At 64.7% G+C, this 17,748-nt stretch carries 20 protein-coding genes; 1 reads left to right on the top strand and 19 read right to left on the bottom strand.

Annotation, left to right across the window (positions count from 1 at the left end):
* Positions 1-5 precede the first annotated feature (5 nt).
* The 6 genes from ASG25_RS11605 to ASG25_RS11580 all read right to left on the bottom strand — a co-directional run bounded on the left by ASG25_RS11605 (position 6) and on the right by ASG25_RS11580 (position 6,600).
* The gene (locus tag ASG25_RS11605; RefSeq protein ID WP_062474526.1) at positions 6-1,262 is read right to left on the bottom strand and encodes a multidrug effflux MFS transporter; all 1,257 of its coding nucleotides are present in this window, start codon (positions 1,260-1,262) and stop codon (positions 6-8) included.
* Between the two features lie 435 nt (positions 1,263-1,697).
* On the bottom strand, positions 1,698-2,033 hold the full coding sequence (gene grxD, locus ASG25_RS11600; protein ID WP_062473654.1) for a Grx4 family monothiol glutaredoxin: 336 nt from the start codon (positions 2,031-2,033) through the stop codon (positions 1,698-1,700).
* 148 nt (positions 2,034-2,181) lie between these two features.
* Entirely contained in the window at positions 2,182-2,412 is a 231-nt protein-coding gene (locus tag ASG25_RS11595; protein WP_062473652.1) for a hypothetical protein, read from the bottom strand.
* A gap of 4 nt (positions 2,413-2,416) precedes the next feature.
* Positions 2,417-2,650, bottom strand: a complete 234-nt coding sequence (locus ASG25_RS11590; protein ID WP_062473650.1) for a BolA family transcriptional regulator — start codon at positions 2,648-2,650, stop codon at positions 2,417-2,419.
* Positions 2,651-2,701: 51 nt separating this feature from the next.
* Positions 2,702-4,933 (bottom strand): phosphoribosylformylglycinamidine synthase subunit PurL, encoded by a 2,232-nt coding sequence (gene purL / locus ASG25_RS11585; protein ID WP_062473648.1) that lies wholly within the window; start codon positions 4,931-4,933, stop codon positions 2,702-2,704.
* A 257-nt stretch (positions 4,934-5,190) separates the two neighbouring features.
* The gene (locus tag ASG25_RS11580) at positions 5,191-6,600 is read right to left on the bottom strand and encodes a PLP-dependent aminotransferase family protein (RefSeq protein ID WP_062473646.1); all 1,410 of its coding nucleotides are present in this window, start codon (positions 6,598-6,600) and stop codon (positions 5,191-5,193) included.
* Between the two features lie 172 nt (positions 6,601-6,772).
* On the opposite strand from ASG25_RS11580, the gene ASG25_RS11575 reads away from it, so the two are divergent.
* Entirely contained in the window at positions 6,773-6,973 is a 201-nt protein-coding gene (locus ASG25_RS11575; RefSeq protein WP_062473644.1) for a DUF1127 domain-containing protein, read from the top strand.
* 162 nt (positions 6,974-7,135) lie between these two features.
* Here the strand turns inward: ASG25_RS11575 and ASG25_RS11570 are convergent, their stop codons facing one another.
* From ASG25_RS11570 to ASG25_RS11510, 13 genes are all read right to left on the bottom strand, one after another.
* Positions 7,136-7,525 carry a hypothetical protein gene (locus ASG25_RS11570; protein WP_062473642.1) on the bottom strand — a complete coding sequence of 130 codons (390 nt, stop codon included), beginning with the start codon at positions 7,523-7,525 and terminating at the stop codon, positions 7,136-7,138.
* Between the two features lie 64 nt (positions 7,526-7,589).
* Complete coding sequence (gene purQ / locus ASG25_RS11565; RefSeq protein WP_062473640.1) at positions 7,590-8,261, bottom strand: phosphoribosylformylglycinamidine synthase subunit PurQ; 672 nt, start codon at positions 8,259-8,261, stop codon at positions 7,590-7,592.
* Positions 8,258-8,515, bottom strand: coding sequence for a hypothetical protein (locus ASG25_RS11560; RefSeq protein WP_062473638.1), 258 nt, complete (start codon positions 8,513-8,515; stop codon positions 8,258-8,260). The genes purQ and ASG25_RS11560 overlap by 4 nt, the downstream gene beginning before the upstream one ends.
* 18 nt (positions 8,516-8,533) lie before the next feature.
* Positions 8,534-8,776 (bottom strand): phosphoribosylformylglycinamidine synthase subunit PurS, encoded by a 243-nt coding sequence (gene purS, locus ASG25_RS11555; protein ID WP_062473636.1) that lies wholly within the window; start codon positions 8,774-8,776, stop codon positions 8,534-8,536.
* A gap of 42 nt (positions 8,777-8,818) precedes the next feature.
* Positions 8,819-9,583, bottom strand: a complete 765-nt coding sequence (purC, locus tag ASG25_RS11550; protein WP_062473634.1) for a phosphoribosylaminoimidazolesuccinocarboxamide synthase — start codon at positions 9,581-9,583, stop codon at positions 8,819-8,821.
* Between the two features lie 215 nt (positions 9,584-9,798).
* Positions 9,799-11,607: an EAL domain-containing protein gene (locus ASG25_RS11545; RefSeq protein ID WP_062473632.1), complete on the bottom strand. Its 1,809-nt coding sequence runs from the start codon at positions 11,605-11,607 to the stop codon at positions 9,799-9,801.
* 104 nt (positions 11,608-11,711) lie between these two features.
* The gene (locus ASG25_RS11540; protein WP_062473630.1) at positions 11,712-12,284 is read right to left on the bottom strand and encodes an alpha/beta hydrolase; all 573 of its coding nucleotides are present in this window, start codon (positions 12,282-12,284) and stop codon (positions 11,712-11,714) included.
* Positions 12,285-12,370: 86 nt separating this feature from the next.
* Complete coding sequence (locus ASG25_RS11535) at positions 12,371-12,673, bottom strand: PilZ domain-containing protein (RefSeq protein WP_156379739.1); 303 nt, start codon at positions 12,671-12,673, stop codon at positions 12,371-12,373.
* Positions 12,674-12,816: 143 nt separating this feature from the next.
* A complete protein-coding gene (gene purB / locus ASG25_RS11530) occupies positions 12,817-14,118 on the bottom strand; it encodes an adenylosuccinate lyase (protein ID WP_062473627.1) in 1,302 nt (433 codons plus the stop codon).
* A gap of 61 nt (positions 14,119-14,179) precedes the next feature.
* Positions 14,180-14,770 carry a hypothetical protein gene (locus ASG25_RS11525; RefSeq protein ID WP_156379738.1) on the bottom strand — a complete coding sequence of 197 codons (591 nt, stop codon included), beginning with the start codon at positions 14,768-14,770 and terminating at the stop codon, positions 14,180-14,182.
* The gene (rpe, locus tag ASG25_RS11520; protein ID WP_062473625.1) at positions 14,767-15,444 is read right to left on the bottom strand and encodes a ribulose-phosphate 3-epimerase; all 678 of its coding nucleotides are present in this window, start codon (positions 15,442-15,444) and stop codon (positions 14,767-14,769) included. The genes ASG25_RS11525 and rpe overlap by 4 nt, the downstream gene beginning before the upstream one ends.
* A gap of 147 nt (positions 15,445-15,591) precedes the next feature.
* Positions 15,592-16,611: a P1 family peptidase gene (locus tag ASG25_RS11515; RefSeq protein ID WP_062473623.1), complete on the bottom strand. Its 1,020-nt coding sequence runs from the start codon at positions 16,609-16,611 to the stop codon at positions 15,592-15,594.
* A gap of 8 nt (positions 16,612-16,619) precedes the next feature.
* On the bottom strand, positions 16,620-17,708 hold the full coding sequence (locus ASG25_RS11510) for an ABC transporter substrate-binding protein (protein WP_062473621.1): 1,089 nt from the start codon (positions 17,706-17,708) through the stop codon (positions 16,620-16,622).
* Positions 17,709-17,748 lie beyond the last annotated feature (40 nt).

Genomic DNA, 17,748 nt, shown 5'->3' with positions numbered 1-17,748 from the left:
ACGGGTCAGCCGGCGGGGTGATGGTGATCGGAGGAAAACAGGCGGCCGCGCTCGGCGAGAAGCACGAAGAAGAGGCCGATGATGGCGACCGAGAGGAAGCCGAATGCGAGCGGCGTCACCGTGCCGTCGAAGGCCTGGCCGATCATCGCGCCGATCAGCGCACCGCCGATGGTCTGCATGAAGCCGATCACGGACGAGGCTGTTCCCGCGACATGGCCGAGCGGCTCCATCGCCATGGCATTGAAGTTGGCGCCGATCAGCCCGAACTGGAACATGGCGCTGCCGTAGAGGATGGCGAACAGCCAGAACGGCAGGAAGCCTGCCGCAGAAAAGACCGCCCAGACGGCGCTCGCGACGACGAAGAGCAGCAGCGCGATGTGGGATACGCGGTGCATGCCGTATCGGCCGACGAGGCGCGAATTCGTGAAGGATGCCACGGCCATCAGGCCGGCGAAGCAGGCAAAGACCAGCGGGAAATAATTGCCGAGGCCAAACACGCCGACCATGACCTGCTGGGCCGAATTGATGAAGCCGAACAACGCGCCGAAGATGAAGGAGATGGCGAGCGCGTAACAGAGCGCCGTGCGGTTGCCGAGCACGATGGCGAAGGAGGCTGCGATGCCCTTGACCGTGAACGGGCGACGGCGCTCGTCCGTCAGCGTTTCCGGCAGATACAGCATGACGAGGACCGTCGCGAAGGTCGCATAGACGGCGATGACCAGGAAGATCATGTGCCACTCGGCAAAGAGCATGACGAGCTGGCCGATGCTCGGCGCGATGACCGGCACGACCATGAAGACCATCATGACGAGGGACATGACCTCTGCCATCATGCGCCCGCCGTAGATGTCGCGCACGATGGACACGCTGATGACGCGTGTGGCGGCCGCGCCGAGGCCCTGCACGAAGCGCAGCGCCAAGAGAGCGCCGAAGCTTGGAACGAAGACGATGGCGAGCGCGCACAGCGCGTAGATCATGAGGCCGGCGATCAGCGGCACCTTGCGGCCGAACCGGTCGGAGAGCGGCCCGAAGAACAGCTGGGCGCTGCCCATGCCGATCAGGTAGGAGGTGATCACGAATTGGCGGCTGTTCTCATCGACCACGCCGAGGCTTTGCCCGATCTGCTGCAGGCCGGGCAGCATCATGTCGATCGACAAGGCGTTGATCGACATCAGCATGGCCATGATGGTGATGAACTGGCCCTTCGACAACGGCATCGCGATAGCGGATTCCGGAGCGGCGGTCTCGGTCGTGGACGTCATTCTCAAGTGTCCTTCCATCCCGCCGCTGCGCGGCAGGCGATCCGACAGGAGCACGCAGCAGCGCCGCGCATCGGCCGGACGTTCGGCCATAGGTCACGCGCGATCCCCAGGATCTCCGGCCTATAGCGCTTTAATACGAAATCTGCCGGAAGCCGGCAAAGATGGGAGGCGTCGCTGCTGCCCGGTCATTCTCGGAGGAGGCCGGGTCAACGCGTGATTCGGAACCCGACGCCGAGCATATCGCGCGCCTCCGGGCTTCGATAGCGCAATCCGGCAACAGAATGGTGACGACTTACTTTGAGGGACCATCTTTTGACGCGGCGGCGAAAACGTCGCGCATGGCGCGCGCTTCACGAGCCGCGAACAGACGAGCGGTCCTCAAACAACGACCCCGGCGCAGGGCCGGGGATCGGAGCATTTCAGACGCAGGCCTTATCAGGCCGAGGCTTTGACCTCGACGCCGTTTTCCTGGAGATGGGTCTGGAGTTCGCCGGCCTGGAACATTTCGCGGACGATGTCGCAGCCGCCGATGAACTCGCCCTTGACGTAGAGCTGGGGAACTGTCGGCCAGTTCGAATAATCCTTGATGCCCTGACGCAGGTCCGCATCGGCCAGCACGTTGACGCCCTTGTAGTCGACGCCGAGGTAATCGAGAATCTGCACGACCTGACCGGAGAAGCCGCACTGCGGAAACTGCGGGGTGCCCTTCATGAAAAGCACGATGTCGTTGGTCTTGACCTCATTGTCGATGAAATCGGTGATACCGCTCATACTGGAATTCCTTCTCTGTCCCGTTTCAAGGACGGGTGTCGATAACCCTTCACATAGCATGCCGCCACGCAGGTTTCACCCGTTGTGGCAAAAAAACTGGGTGACATTTCCGCCCGGCAGGCTTTGCCTCTCGTCGCCCGAACGCGGTTCAGCCCCGCTTCTGCTTGCTGCGCGCGGCCGCTGTCCGCTTGCGGCTCACCTGCTTCTTCGGCGCCACGGCCTTGACGATGGCCTCCTTGACGAGGTCGGTGACCATGCCGGTCGGCGTGCGGGCTTGCCGTTTCGCGCGTTTCGTCGGGCCGGTGCCGCTCTTCTTCAGGATCTCCTTCAAGACGCCGTCGACCACGCCGGCCATCAGGAGCTTGATCAGGCCTGCCACGCGCTTACTCCGGGATCGAGGTTTGCAGCGCCAGGGCATGGAGCACGCCGCCCATGTTGCCCTGAAGCGCGTTGTAGACCATCTGGTGCTGCTGCACGCGGCTCTTGCCACGGAACGCCTCGGCCACGACCTCGGCGGCATAATGATCGCCGTCGCCGGCGAGATCGCGGATTGTGACCTGCGCGCCGGGAATGCCGGTTCTGATCATGTCTTCGATATCGCCCGGTTTCATCGGCATGTGGTGTCCTCCTTGTTCCCGTGCCCGCTCGACCGTTCGGTCTGCCCTGGCTTATTCGGTCGCCGGCAGTGCGCCGGACATGAAGTCAGGGAACCACGATTCATGGGCCTTTTGCAATCGTTCGATCGGCACGGCGCGCGCCGTTCCGAGCGTCACGGTTGCGCCGCCCGTGCGGCCGATGACGGGCGCGTGAACGCCGCGGAGTTCGGCGATCTTCTGGATTTCCTCCACGTCGTCCGCCTTGACCGTCACGACGTAGCGGGCCTGGTCCTCGCCGAAGAAGACGGGGATCGGATCGCGGCCCTCGACCGGATCGATGACGGCGCCGATATCGGAGGCGATCGCCATTTCGGCAACCGCCAGGGCAAGGCCCCCCGACGAGCAGTCATGCACGGCGGTTGCAAGGCGATCGCGGATGAGTTCGCGGACGAAGTCGCCCGACCTGCGCTCGAGCGCAAGATCCACAGACGGCGGCGGACCATCGGTGCGGCCGTGAATGTCGCGCAGATAGACCGACTGGGCGAGGTGGGTGCCGAGCTCGACCGGTGCGCCGACCAGCAGGATCGTCTGGCCTTCCGCGGCAAAGCGGATGCGCGCCATCGTCGACCAGTCGTCGATCAGGCCGACGCCCGCAATCGTCGGGGTCGGCAGGATCGCCTGGCCATGCGTTTCATTGTAGAGAGAGACGTTGCCGGAGACGATCGGGAAGTCGAGTGCCCGGCAGGCTTCGCCGATGCCCTTGATGGCGTGGACCAGCTGGCTCATGATCTCCGGCTTTTCCGGATTGCCGAAATTCAGGTTGTCCGTGGCGGCCAGCGGCAGGGCGCCGGTGGCGGTCATGTTGCGCCAGCATTCGGCAACAGCCTGCTTGCCGCCTTCGAAGGCGTCGGCCTCGACATAGCGGGGCGTCACGTCGGACGAGAAGGCCAGAGCCTTGGTGGCGTGGCCCTCGACGCGGACGACGCCGGCATCGCCGCCCGGCAGCTGCAGCGAGTTGCCCTGGATCAGCGTGTCGTACTGCTCGTAGACCCAGCGGCGCGAGGCATTGTTGGGAGATCCCACGAGCGTCAGCAAGGCCTCGGCGATATCGGCCTGGGGAATGTCGTCGGCGGCCAGCGGAGCCGGCACCTTTGCCGGTGTCCAGGGACGGTCGTATTCCGGCGCCTCGTCGCCCAGTTCCTTGATCGGCAGGTTGGCGACCTCCTCGCCCTGGTGCAGCACCCGGAACCGCAGGTCGTCCGTCGTCTTGCCGACGATGGCGAAATCCAGACCCCATTTCACGAAGATCGCCTTGGCGACCTCTTCCTTGGAGGGCTCGAGCACCATGAGCATGCGCTCCTGGCTTTCCGACAGCATCATTTCATAGGCCGTCATGCGCTCCTCGCGCACGGGCACCTGGTCGAGGATCAGCTCGATGCCGAGATCGCCCTTGGCGCCCATCTCGACCGCCGAGCAGGTGAGGCCGGCGGCGCCCATGTCCTGGATGGCGATGACGGCGCCCGTCTTCATCAGCTCAAGGCAGGCCTCGAGCAGGCACTTTTCGGTAAAGGGGTCGCCGACCTGAACGGTCGGGCGCTTTTCCTCGATCGATTCGTCGAACTCGGCAGACGCCATCGTCGCGCCGCCGACGCCGTCGCGTCCGGTCTTGGCGCCGAGATAGACGACGGGGAGGCCGACGCCCTTGGCTTCCGAGAGGAAGATCGCATCGGTCTTGGCAAGGCCCGCCGCAAAGGCGTTGACAAGGATGTTGCCGTTGTAGCGCGCATCGAACTCGACCTCGCCGCCGACCGTGGGAACGCCGAAGGAATTGCCATAGCCGCCGACGCCGGCGACAACGCCGGAGACGAGGTGGCGTGTCTTCGGGTGATCCGGCGCGCCAAAACGCAGGGCATTCATGGCTGCGATCGGGCGGGCGCCCATGGTGAACACGTCGCGCAGAATGCCGCCGACGCCGGTGGCCGCGCCCTGATAGGGCTCGATGAAGGAGGGGTGATTGTGGCTCTCCATCTTGAAGACGACACAGTCGCCATCATCGATGTCCACGACGCCCGCGTTTTCGCCCGGGCCCTGGATGACGCGCGGACCCTTGGTCGGCAGGGTCTTCAGCCATTTCTTGGAGGACTTGTAGGAGCAATGCTCGTTCCACATGGCCGAGAAGATGCCGAGCTCGGTAAAGCTCGGCTCGCGGCCGATCAGATCCAGGATGCGCTGGTATTCATCCGGCTTCAGGCCGTGGGAGGCAATGAGGTCCGGCGTGATCGGGCGGGCATTTGAGATGGCCATGTGCAGGTTCCCTGAGACGTTGGCCGGTTCTTAGCCGAAGCCTGCCCGTTGCGCGACAGGAAAATACCGGAAGAATGGCGCGGGAACACCGCAAACGCTGCTTTTCCAAAACCGGTCTTCCAGACGCAGGCACCCTCAGCGATATCCCGATGCCCACACGTTTCCAGGGGGCTGCGCGATGCTTTCGGCGGGCCCGCGTGGGGTCCACGGGGTCGAAGCTCGTGAACGACGCGGGTCGACGGCGTGCTGACATCGGCTCAGCTGGCGCTGTCATATCCGGCAAGACCGCCGTCGAGAACGGTCCGGAGCAGCTCGAACCCGCGTCGAACGTCGTCACGGCCATGATTGGAAAAGGCGATCCGCACCCGGTGATGCACTTTGTCGGAGCGGCCGGCCTTGAACTCGTCCTCGCCGTCGATCATCACGCCGGCCTCGAGGGCCGCCGCCTTGAAGGTGCCGGACAGCCAGGGTTCCGGCAGGTGCAGCCAGAGGAAGGGAACCTGGGGCAGGGAACGGAAGTCGTACCCTTTGAGGCTCTCGCGTGCCAGCGTTTCCCGCGCGGCGAGTTCGGCGACGACGCGCGTTCGAATCTCCCGGGCTGCGCCGGACAGAACGAGCCTGGCGGCACATTCGGCCAACAGAAAGGCCGTTCCGCCGCTCAGCATCTTATGGGCGATCTTGACCCGGGCGGAGAAATGGCGGGGACAGGAGACCCAGCCGCCGCGAACGCCCGGACCCACGGATTTCGAAAGGCCGGAGACGACGAAGGTCCGCTCCGGGGCGAGGGAGGCGAGCATGGACTGCGCGTCGCCGATGAGGATGCCGTAGATGTCGTCCTCGATCATGAGAACATTGTACCGCTGCGCGATGTCGGCAATCTTCTGCCGCCGGACCCGGTCCATCCCGGCGAGCGTGGGATTATGCAAGGTGGGCATTAGAAAGACGACGGCCGGATGCTGCTGCTGGCAGATGCGTTCGAAATCCTCGGGCACAAGACCTTGCGCATCGGTATCGCCCGCAAGGATGCGCCGGCCCATGAGGCTCAACGCCCGGGCAACCTGGCTATAGGTCAGGTTCTCAAACAGGATCCGGTCGCCCGGAGCCGTCACCGCCGCAACGACGGAGATGATGGCGGCATGGACGCCTTGCGTCGCCACGATGCTCTCGGCGTCGGGCTCCCAGCCGGCACGCGACAACCAGATCATGCCTGCTTCCTGCCAGCGGAGCGGCGCCGAGCGGGTGTATTCGGAGACTTCCGTCGGCTGGTCGGTTGCGACCTGTTTCAGGATTTCCTCGATCGCGGCGGCCTGGCCGACCTGCGGCGCTCCGGTCGAATCGAATCGCAGCTTTCCGACCGGTGCGTCCCCTGTTTGTGTGCCGGCTAAGGATTGGACCTCGGTGGCGCCCGTCTCGGTGTGCGGCTTCCGCTCGCGGACATAGGTGCCGCGCCCGACTTCCCCGGCCACCAGGCCGCGTTCGTGCACCAAGGCATAGGCGCGGCTGACCGTGCCCAATGTCACGCCGACATCGAAGGCGAGATTGCGCTGCGCGGGGAGCTTTTCGCCCGGCGGCAGAACACCACTGTCGATCGCGGCCTCGATCGATTGGGCGAGCCTGAGATAGAGCGGTCCATCGCCGGCAGAGAGGTCAGGGAGCCAGTTTGTCATGGTAACAATAATGACATTGCCGGATTGTATCTGTCAACTGTATTGATTGTCGTGCCCGTACAATTCAAAGCTTCCGAGGTCAATCATGTCACAGCAAAGCTATAACGATACAATTGATACATTATTTCCAGATGGATATCGGCGTGAGCGGCTGTTTCGCTCCGACGGCGATATGCTCTCCGCTCCGCCCATGGCGGAACAGGGCCGACTCGCGCGGATCTGGGAAAGGTTTGTGCACTGGCGGATGAAGCGCGCCGGGCGGCTCGTCCTCAGGGAACTGACGGACGATCAGCTGAAGGATATCGGCCTGACGCGCCGGGACGTTCGCGCGGAGCTCGAATCGTCCGCGTTCGTCAAGGAGAGGGTATCGTGAATCGGCACTGTCCTGTCGCCGCGCCCATGGTCACGAGGCGGCTCGGAGGCCTTGTCGAACGCCTGTCGATGACCGGGATCGATGTCCGCAGACGGACGATCGCCGCACGCCCCGTGGCGCCGGATCGACGGGCCCGTGACGATGGCCGTGACGATGGCGGTGTCAGCAGCCCTTGTCGCCGTTCATCCAGCGCTTCACGTCACCTGTCATGCGCACCCCGATCGGTTCGTTGAACAGCGGGCCGAAGGCATCGACCTTGGCCGGGTGGCCCTCGGCCTGGATGACCGCGAGGGGGCGGGCTTCCGGATTGTTGCGCTTGACGAGCAGGATGCGCGGACGTCCCGAAAAGGAGTTCAGCTCCGGCGCGAGGCGATAGGGCTTGAAGGCGGCGTCGCCCGATTTGAACCAGCACGCATTGGCACTGAGGGCGATGCGCTCCATGGTCGGCAGTGCTGCGACATTGCGGACCGGTGCGGGCGCGGGTGCAGACTGGCAGCCGGACAGCAGCGCCGCGATGGCGGCAGCGATGGAGGAGAGGCAGGCAGGATTCATCGCTGGATCTCGATATAAGCCGGGCGATCCGGCAGCTGTGTCGGAAAGGGTTGCGGCCGGAAAATCAGGCCGCAATGACGTCGAGAGCGGAGGCGAACAGGGCGCGGCCGTCGGAGCCACCATGCGCGGCCTCGATCAGGTTTTCCGGATGCGGCATCATGCCGAGAACGTTGCCGCGGGCGTTTGTCACGGCGGCGATATCGTTCATCGACCCGTTCGGATTGGTGCCGGCCGCATAGCGGAACACCACCTGGCCGTCCCCTTCGATCGCCTTCAGCGTTTCCGCATCGGCGAAATAGTTGCCATCGTGATGCGCGACGGGGCAGCGGATGATCTGGCCTTCCGCATAGGCGCGGGTGAAGTCCGTGGCGGCGTTGATGACCTCGAGCTTGATCTCCTTGCAGACGAACTTCAGCGAGGCGTTGCGCATCAGCGCGCCCGGCAGCAGGCCGGCTTCGAGCAGGATCTGGAAGCCGTTGCAGACACCGAGCACCCGGACGCCCTGTTCCGCCTTGGCCTTGATCGCCTGCATGACCGGCATGCGCGCGGCGATGGCGCCGCAGCGCAAGTAATCGCCATAGGAGAAACCGCCGGGAATGACGATCAGATCGACATCCGGGATCTCGGTTTCCGTCTGCCAGACGGTGACCGGCGGCTTGCCGGAGATCATGGTGAGGGCGGTGATCATGTCACGGTCGCGATTGAGACCGGGGAGCTGAACGACGGCGGACTTCATGGCTGCGGATCGAACCTTGACTTTGCCTCGGCGAGTTCGCGCAGCTCGAGGCGGTTTTCAATGCGGTCGAGACGGGTCTCGTGGCGTCCGAGGATCCCGCCGATGTTGTGAATGTCCTGCTGAACCGACACAAGCGTGCCACGCATGCTCTGCATCTCGCTCTTCAGCTCCGTTACGGCATGTCTGGTGTGCGATAGATCGCCATTCATCTGCTTCAGGAGTTCGTACATCCGTTCGTTCGTGACGTTCGTCATGCCACGCTCCCGCAACCTTCAGTCGAGGGAGATAGTATAGTTCTCGATCACGGTGTTTGCCAACAGCTTGTCGCACATGGCTTTTACGTCGGTTTCGGCTTTCGCTCGGTCGTCGGTGTCGACCTGGAGGTCGAACACCTTGCCCTGGCGAACCTGGCCGACGCCGTCAAAACCGAGGGCGCCGAGGGCGCCTTCGATGGCCTTCCCCTGCGGGTCGAGTACGCCGTTCTTCAGCGTGACAGTTACGCGTGCGGTGATCACTTTCGTCTTCCTCGAAACTGGATGCTCTCGGGCTCTGGCGGCTTACTTGACCAGAACCGGACCCGAACCGCGCGGCGGCTCGTTCTCGTTCATGATGCCGAGACGGCGGGCGACTTCCTGATAGGCTTCGACCAGACCGCCCATGTCGCGACGGAAACGATCCTTGTCCATCTTTTCCTTGGTCTCGACGTCCCAGAGGCGGCAGCTGTCCGGCGAAATCTCGTCGGCCAGGATGATGCGCATCATGTCGCCTTCGAACAGGCGTCCGCACTCGATCTTGAAATCGACCAGCTGGATGCCGACGCCCAGAAACAGGCCGGTCAGGAAGTCGTTGACGCGAATGGCCAGCGCCATCACGTCGTCCAGCTCCTGCGGGCTCGCCCAGCCGAAGGCCGTGATGTGCTCTTCGGAGACCATGGGATCGTCGAGGGCATCGGCCTTGTAGTAGAACTCGATGATCGAGCGCGGCAGCACGGTGCCTTCCTCGATGCCGAGACGCTTGGAGAGGGAGCCGGCCGCGACGTTGCGCACGACGATCTCGAGCGGAATGATCTCGACTTCCTTGATCAGCTGTTCGCGCATGTTCAAACGGCGGATGAAATGCGTCGGGATGCCGATCCGGTTCAAGTGCGTGAAGATGTATTCCGAGATCCGGTTGTTCAGAACGCCCTTGCCGTCGATGACGTCATGCTTCTTCTTGTTGAAAGCGGTTGCGTCGTCCTTGAAGAACTGGATCAGCGTGCCTGGCTCCGGGCCCTCATAAAGGATCTTGGCCTTGCCTTCATAGATTCGGCGGCGACGGTTCATAGACTCTGTCTCTTATTGTTGCAGGCGCTGGGAGATGCGCCTTTTCGTTGATGCAGTTCGGGCATGATCTTCTCCCGGGTCCATAGCGGAAAAGAAACCGTTTCACAATCGGCGTCTCATCTCTCGGCGGGGGACGGCGACGCCCGGGCGGCATTGCAGGCCTGCGTTGAGGACATAACGGGGATGATGGAAGCCGAGCGATCGAGGCTGGTCGCTCATGGCTGCGGCCGTTTTTCCAGCGCCTTCGTCCGCAGGAAGGCCTCGAGGGTTGCGGCATCCATGGGGCGGGCGAGGGCGAAGCCCTGGAGCACGTCGCAACCCATGGTCTGAAGCAGATGCACCTGGGCCATGGTCTCCACGCCTTCGGCGACGATCTCGATGTCCAGAGCGTGGCCCATTTCGATGATGGCGGCGATGAGGCGGCGCTGCCGGTCGTCGCGCGTCACCGGGGCGATCAGGGCCCGATCGATTTTCAGGCGTTTCGGGCGAAGGGTCGTGAGACCGAGAACGGAGGCGTGGCCGGTCCCGAAGTCGTCGATTTCGATCGCAACGCCGGCCTTGCGGATCCGGCTGATGGCTTTCGCCATGTCGTCGTCGAGCACGTCCAGAAAGATCGATTCGAGCACTTCGAAAACGATGGTTCCTTTCGGAAGGTCTCTCGTCGGGACGTCTAAAAGCAGCTGCGGATCGAGAAGGCGGCGGGCGGACACGTTGAGCGAGAGGCGGTCGATACGGAGGCCGTCTGCGCGCCAGCGCAGAAAATCGGCGCTCGCCTTCTTGGCCAGAGTCCGGTCGATGCGCCACATGACGTCGATATCCTCGGCGATCTTGAGGAAACGCTCGGGGGTCAGGATTCCGTGCTGAGGGTGCTGCCAGCGGGCAAGGGTCTCCACGCCGCAGACCTCCAGCGTCCGGGCGTCGAATTGCAGCTGATAGAATGGAAGGAAAGCGTCTTCCGCCACGCCGCGCAGGATGTCGTCCGCAGTCTGCTTGATCGCGCGGTTCCGCGCGTCGAGTTCCGACGTGAAGAGCACGGTCCGGCTGCCCTTGCGGGACTTGGCCGCGGAGAGCGCGGTCGCCGCGTTGATCAGCGCCTGGGGGCCGTCGACCGCGTCGCCGGTCCAGGCGACCCCGACGCTGACCCCGCATCGAAAGAGATGGCCCTCGCACGGGATCGGCTGCTCGAGGCTCCGCGCGATCTCGTCCGCCAAGTGCGCCGCGTCCTCGGATCGGCTGCCGGCCGTCAGGACGAGCGCGAACTCGTCGCCACTGATGCGGGCGAGGCATTCTCCTTCGTTGCGCAGAGCCGCGAGCCGGCCGGCAACGCAGATGATGGCCGCGTCGCCCGCCCGGTGTCCAAGCGTGTCGTTGATCTCCTTGAAGCGGGACAGGTCGATCTGCAGGACCGCGTGCCGGGCACGGGGAGGCGGCTCGGCCGAAAGACGATCGAGATGCAGCAGAAGAGCGTGCCGGTTCGAAAGGCCCGTCAGCTGGTCCTGCAACGCCCTCCGTTCGATTTCCCGCCACGCGCCCTCCAGCGCTTCGTAGCGGGATTCTGCAAGCGCCCGCGCCTGTTCGAGGTTTTGCTGGAGCATGACGTCGTCGGTCGCGTCCCAATTGGCGCCCAATAGGCGTCGGTGCCCCTTGCTGTCGCTGAAGGTGACGGACCGGGACCGGATATGGCGAACCGCCCCGTCCGGCCGGACGATACGAAAGGCATTGTAGAAGGGCTCGCCCGAGGCAATCCCAGCGTCGATCGTCGCCCATGCGCGATCGCGATCATCCGGGTGAAGCGTTTTTTCAAGGACGTCGCCCTCGTCTTCGTGCGGCTGCTCGCTGTAGCCGAAGATCTGCATGAGGGCGGCATCGCGCTTGACGCGACCGGTCTCCAGGTCGGCGTCGAACACACCGATCTTGGACACATCGAGGGCCAGCCTCAGCCGGCGGGCAATATCGTCTGCGGGACCGCGATCGGAGCCCGATCCGCCGTCCTCGCTTTCCCCCGTGCTTGGTTCGCTCGTCACATCCAGGTCCGCCCCGCCTGGGGAACGATGCCCTGGACAGGGTCGCCCGCAAGCACTTCACCGGACGTCAGGCTTCACCGAGTTATCAGGGTAAGTCAAGGCCGTCAGATCGTCGTCGTCGGCGGCTTCAGGCGACTGAGGAACTGCGCGAACACCATCGTTCCCTCCGGCCAGGGTCCGTGGCCGGATTCCGCATTGAGATGGCCCGACTCGCCCGCGTCGACGAGGATCGATCCCCAGGCGTTGGCGATGTCGCCAGCATGCTCGTAGGAGCCGAAATGATCGTTGCGGCTGGCGACGATCATCGACGGAAAGGGGAGCGGATCGCGCGGATATGGCCCGAAGGTCATCAGGTGTTTCGGACGGATTCTTGGGTTTTCGACATCCGGCGGCGCGACGAAGAAGGCGCCGGCGATCTTGTGCTGGTTTTCCTTGGAGATCGCATGCACCGCGGTGGCGACGCCGAGTGAGTGGGCGACGATGACCACCGGCTTCGTCGCGGCCGCGATTTCCTCGTTCATGCGCGCCACCCAGTCCTCACGGACGGGCTTGACCCATTCCGCCTGTTCGACGCGGCGCGCGGAGGCGAGCTTGCTCTCCCAGCGGGTCTGCCAATGATCGGGGCCCGAATTGGTGTATCCGGGAACGATGAGAATATCTGCTTCCGAAGCTTTCATGATGTCGCGATGTGAGGCGGCACGGTTTTCTTGTCAAGACCCACGATGGGGCCGGACAGGCGGCTTTCGCTCCGGGAGACGGGTGATTAGCGGAAAAACTTGTAGAAGGAGGCGATCTTCGCGCTCGTGTTCGACGATGTGATCAGGCGAACGCCGATCTGGTTGCCGCGCGTCCACTGGACCGAGCCGTTCAGGCGACCGAGTTCTTCGGTTTCGATGACGACATTCTGGCCTTGGGTCGCCTGGATGTCGTAGGTGAGCTGCAAGCTCATGCCCGCGTCGGACAGGTCGGTCACGGTCGCGCCGCTGGCCTTGTCCCGGCACGTCACGCGGCCCACCAGTTTGACGCGGGACCGCGTCTCGCGCTCCATCCCCAATTGTGCCGGCATGTCTCGTGTGCTCCTCTCAGCCTCTCTGTTTGTCCAGAGTTGCAGATTAAGCAAAAACCATCACGGAAGCCTTGCGGGGAACGGTCGCATTCTATCGAACGCGGCCGTTCCGTCGTTTCTGGCACGCCTTTGCGTCGGATCGGTCAGCCGAACACGCGGCGGAAGATCGTGTCGACGTGCTTGGTGTGGTAGCCGAGATCGAACTTCTCGCGAATGTTCTCCTCCGGCAGATAGCCGCGGACCTCTTCGTCGGCGAGAAGCTCTTCCAGGAAGTCCTTGCCCTGTTCCCAGACGCGCATCGCATTGCGCTGGACCAGGCGATAGGCGTCCTCGCGCGACGCGCCGGCCTGCGTAAGGGCGAGAAGAACGCGCTGCGAGTGGACGAGGCCCCGGAACTTGTTGAGGTTGCCCATCATGTTGTCGGGGTAGACCAGCAGTTTGTCGATGACGTTGGTCAGGCGCGCCAGTGCGAAGTCGAGCGTGACGGTCGCATCCGGACCGATCATGCGCTCCACCGACGAGTGCGAGATATCGCGCTCGTGCCAGAGTGCCACGTTTTCCATGGCCGGGATGGAGAAGGCGCGGACCATGCGGGCAAGGCCGGTGAGGTTCTCGGTCAGGACCGGGTTGCGCTTGTGCGGCATGGCTGACGAGCCCTTCTGGCCCGGAGAGAAATACTCTTCGGCTTCCAGCACTTCGGTGCGCTGAAGGTGACGGATCTCCGTTGCGACGCGTTCCACCGAGGAGGCGATGACGCCGAGGATGGAGAAGTACATGGCGTGACGATCGCGCGGGATGACCTGCGTGGAGACCGGCTCCGGCTTCAGCCCGAGGGCCGCCGCGACATGCTCCTCGACGCGCGGGTCGATGTTGGCAAAGGTTCCGACGGCGCCCGAGATGGCGCAGGTCGCGATTTCCTCGCGTGCGGCCACGAGACGGGCCCGGCAGCGTTCGAACTCGGCATAGGCCAGTGCCAGCTTGACGCCGAATGTCGTGGGTTCGGCATGGATGCCGTGCGAACGGCCGATGGTGACCGTGTCCTTGTGCTCGAACGCGCGACGCTTCAGGGCCTCCAGCAGGCGGTCCATGTCGGCGAGAAGCAGGTCCGTCGCCTTGACGAGCTGGACGGAGAAGCAGGTGTCGAGCACATCCGACGACGTCATGCCCTGGTGCACGAAACGGGCATCGGGCCCGACGATTTCGGCCAGATGCGTGAGGAAGGCGATCACGTCATGCTTGGTCACGGCCTCGATCTCGTCGATGCGATCGACGTCGAAGGTGGCGGCGCCGCCTTTTTCCCAGATGGTCCGGGCAGCCTCCTTGGGGATGACGCCGAGGTCGGCGAGGGCGTCGCAGGCGTGGGCCTCGATTTCGAACCAGATGCGGAACTTGGACTCGGGCGACCAGATGGCGACCATTTCCGGCCGGGAATAGCGGGGGATCATCGGCTGTCAGCTTTCTCTCGGATATCGTTGGCCGAGCCTCTATCAAAGATGGCCTGCAAGCTCAACGCTGAACGCGCGTCAGCCAGAGGCTCATGCCGAGGAGAGCCGGGAGGCCGAGCGGCAGGTAGAGGCGGATGCCCATGACGATGAACTGGTAGATCGCGCCCGCGCCGGTGAAGGCGAACTGATAGAACCAGATCCGCGTGGCAAAGGGCGCGTGCCATTGGGCAAAGAACAGGCGGTACTGCAGGGCAAAGAGGATGCCCGTGATGCCGATCGTCAGGAGCGTCAGACACAGGAAGCTGCCGGCAAAGCGTGTTTCGGCGCGGCGCCCGAAACCCAGAGCCTGCGCGGCGAAGACCGCGACGGGAAAGGCGAGCGAGCCGCCGAAGAAGAAAAGGACCAGGATCGCGAGACTGTGTCCGGTATCGATGCGTCCCTGCAGGAGCAGCGACGTGACGGCGCAGAGCGCCATCGCCAGGCCCCACAGCGGCGCGAGAGGAAGATGCCGTTTTGCGCCGAGCCAGCGTGCTCGCGATCTTGCCCCTTGGCCGGCATGCTCCTGCGCGGTGGCTGCCGGGCGAGGGCGCTGACGCGTGGTGCGTCTCGACGGCAGCGGCGGCAGCCGCGCCGGGCCGCCGTCTCCGGTCATCCGCGGCCGCTTTCCGCCCGCGCCCGGAGGCTGGAAATGGCCGTGCGGTAGGCGTCGGGGGAGCCCCCGCCATAGATCGCGGAGCCCGCGACGAAGACATTGGCCCCGGCCTCCGCGGCGGACGCGATCGTCGCCTCCGTGATGCCGCCGTCGACTTCGATGTCGATCGGACGGTCGCCGACGAGCGCGCGGACGCGGCGGATCTTGTCGAGCGTCGGTGCAATCAGCGTCTGGCCGCCGAAGCCGGGGTTCACGGTCATCACCAGCACCAGATCCACCGTGTCCAGCAAATACGCGATGGTTGCTTCCGGCGTTGCCGGATTGATGGCGACGCCGGCTCTTTTCCCGAGGTTGCGGATGGTCTGCAGCGAGCGGTGGAGATGCAGCCCCGCTTCCGCATGCACGGTGATGCTGTCGCATCCCGCCTTGGCGAAGGCTTCGAGATAGGGGTCGGCCGGGGCGATCATCAGATGGCAGTCGAAGGTGGCATCGGTCAGAGGGCGCAACGCCTTCACGACGTCGGGCCCGAAGGTGATGTTGGGAACGAAATGCCCGTCCATCACGTCCAGATGCACCCAATCCGCCCCCGCGGCGACAACGTCGCGGACCTCGTCGCCGAGCCGCGCGAAATTCGAAGCGAGAATGGAAGGGGCGATACGAAGGGGACGCGGCATGCTGAAATCTCCGGAATGTGTTTCCTTCGCGACCGACGCGAGGAGAACGACTGCATCATCGCTGTCCGAGCCGATTCCCGCCCGAATGCCGATGCAGTAGCACTGGTCGCCGAGAGCGGCAATGTCGCGGCACGGCCTCCGTGCCTCTCAGGCGGACGCGGCGTGCAGGTCGCGCCAGCAGGGACGAAGGTCGCCTTCGGCCGCCGTCGCGTCGTGAACCCCGCGCGCGATAGCCCGGGCCATCGTCGATGCAGCAGCGGCGCAGAGATCGAGAAACGCTGCGGGATCGAGGTTTCCGGGTCGCCGACCGGTCGAAACGGCAAAGACGAGGTCGCCATCGAGCGGCGAATGCGACGGCCAGAGCGCGCGGGAAAAGCCGTCATGGGCTGCCACGGCGAGACGTTTGGCTTCAGCCTTCGTCAGCGAGACATCGGTCGCGATGACGGCGATCGTCGTGTTGGCCATCGGTGCGACGGCATCGAGCTTGGTGCGAACGGCCGTTGCGTTGGCGGGCAGCGGGGCGGGCAGGCCGCGACCGCCGAATTCTCCATCACATTCAAAGGGCGCGGCCCAGAAGCAGGCGGTATCGCCGATGGTGGCCGATCCGAGCGGATTGACGGCTGCGAGAGCCCCGACCGCGATGCCGCTTGCAAGAAGGGTCGATGCCGTTCCGAGCCCACCTTTGAGGTTCGCGGTCGTTGCACCCGTTCCCGCGCCGACGCTGCCTGTGGCCACCTCGATGCCGGCCGCCATGGCGGCGGCGAAGCCGAGGTCGCGATAGGGCGCATAGAGCCCCCAATCCTTGTCGCCACCATTGTTGAGGTCGAACAGGATGGCCGCCGGGACGATCGGGACGATGGCGGGCCCCACGGCCAGCCCGCGACCCATGGCACGCAACGCGGCCTGAACGCCGGACGCGGCATCGAGCCCGAAGGCCGAGCCGCCGGAAAGGCAGAGCGCGTCCACCGTCTGGACGCTGTTGTGCGGCTCGAGGAGGTCGGTTTCGCGCGTCCCCGGCGCGCCGCCGAGAATCGACACGGCGGCAACCGCCGGGGGATCGCAGAGAATGACCGTGACCCCGGACTTCAGGCGATCATCCTGCGCGTGGCCGACCGCAAGTCCCGGAACATCGGTCAACGCATTCAGGGGGCTACGCTGCACCGGCATCTGCAGCCTCACTCGGTTGCGGGCGGTGCGTCGATGAAGCGCCCCTGCTGCCACATCATCAGGCGGTAGGGATTGTCTGCGAGCTCGTGTCCGGCATCGAAGCGGATCGTACCGAGCACGGTCGGATAGGCAGCCTTGGAAAGTGCGTCGGCGAGCGGCGTGCCATCCTTCAACGCGCGATCCTTGGCCTGCTCCAGAAGGCTCATCGCCGCAAAGGCGGGCAGGGTGTAGCCTTCAGGCACAATGTTTGCCGCGCGCATCGCGCCTGCCGTCTGCGCGGCGTCCGGCAGGGTTTCGGGATCGGGGAGCGTGACCGCAAGAACGCCGTCCGCAAGAGGAACCGGCTGGTCCGCCGCATCGAGCGCTTCCCCGCCGAGCAGCGTCAGCGACAGCTTCTCGCTCACGGCGTCCCGCGCGATGATCGCGACATCGCTGCGGTCGCCGCCGATCAGGACATGCGTCGCTCCGCTGCGGGCAAGGCGGCGTACGAGGCTGACCTGCTGCTCCTGCGCCGGCCGGAACGTGTCGGAGAACACCGGTGTGAGGCCCATCTCGGCGAGGGCGGCGCGCACGCCTTCCACCAGATCGCGACCATGGATCGTGCCATCATCGATGAGCGCGAGCGGCTCGCCCTTCCAGCGCTCCAGAATGACGCTCGTCAGCTTTTCGGTCTCCTTGCGCGCGTTCGGCACGAGCCGGTAGAACGGCCATCCGTTCTTGCGGACATTCTCCATGAGCACATCGGACCGGACGCTGAGACTGATGGCGGGGACGCCCGTGCCGCCGAGCGTCGGCAGGACGGCGTCGAGGCTCTCCGTGCACAGGAAGCCGATCAGGGCCTCGGCGGCGGCCGCGGCAACAGCGGCCTTCAAGGCTTCGGCATCACCTGCCTCGCAGGTTTCGGGAATGGAAACGACCTCCGAGCCGCGCGCTTCGGCCTGGAACCGGGCTCCCTCGAGAACCTGCCGCCCCAGCGCCCCTAGCGGTCCTTCGACCGGCGCGACGACGCCCACCTTCAAGCCGGCGGCCGCGGCCCCGGATGCGCCGGCGAACCCGAGCGCAACGGCTGGGAGAAGAACGAAGAGAACGCGGAACATGGGACTTTCAACGCTGCTGAGAGGACGGATGTTTTGACCA

It is taken from the genome of Rhizobium sp. Leaf384, from assembly GCF_001424065.1.
Classification (GTDB): Bacteria; Pseudomonadota; Alphaproteobacteria; order Rhizobiales; family Rhizobiaceae; genus Ferranicluibacter.
Note: the sequence above shows the minus strand (reverse complement) of the source record. Positions and strands in the feature narration are given on the sequence as shown.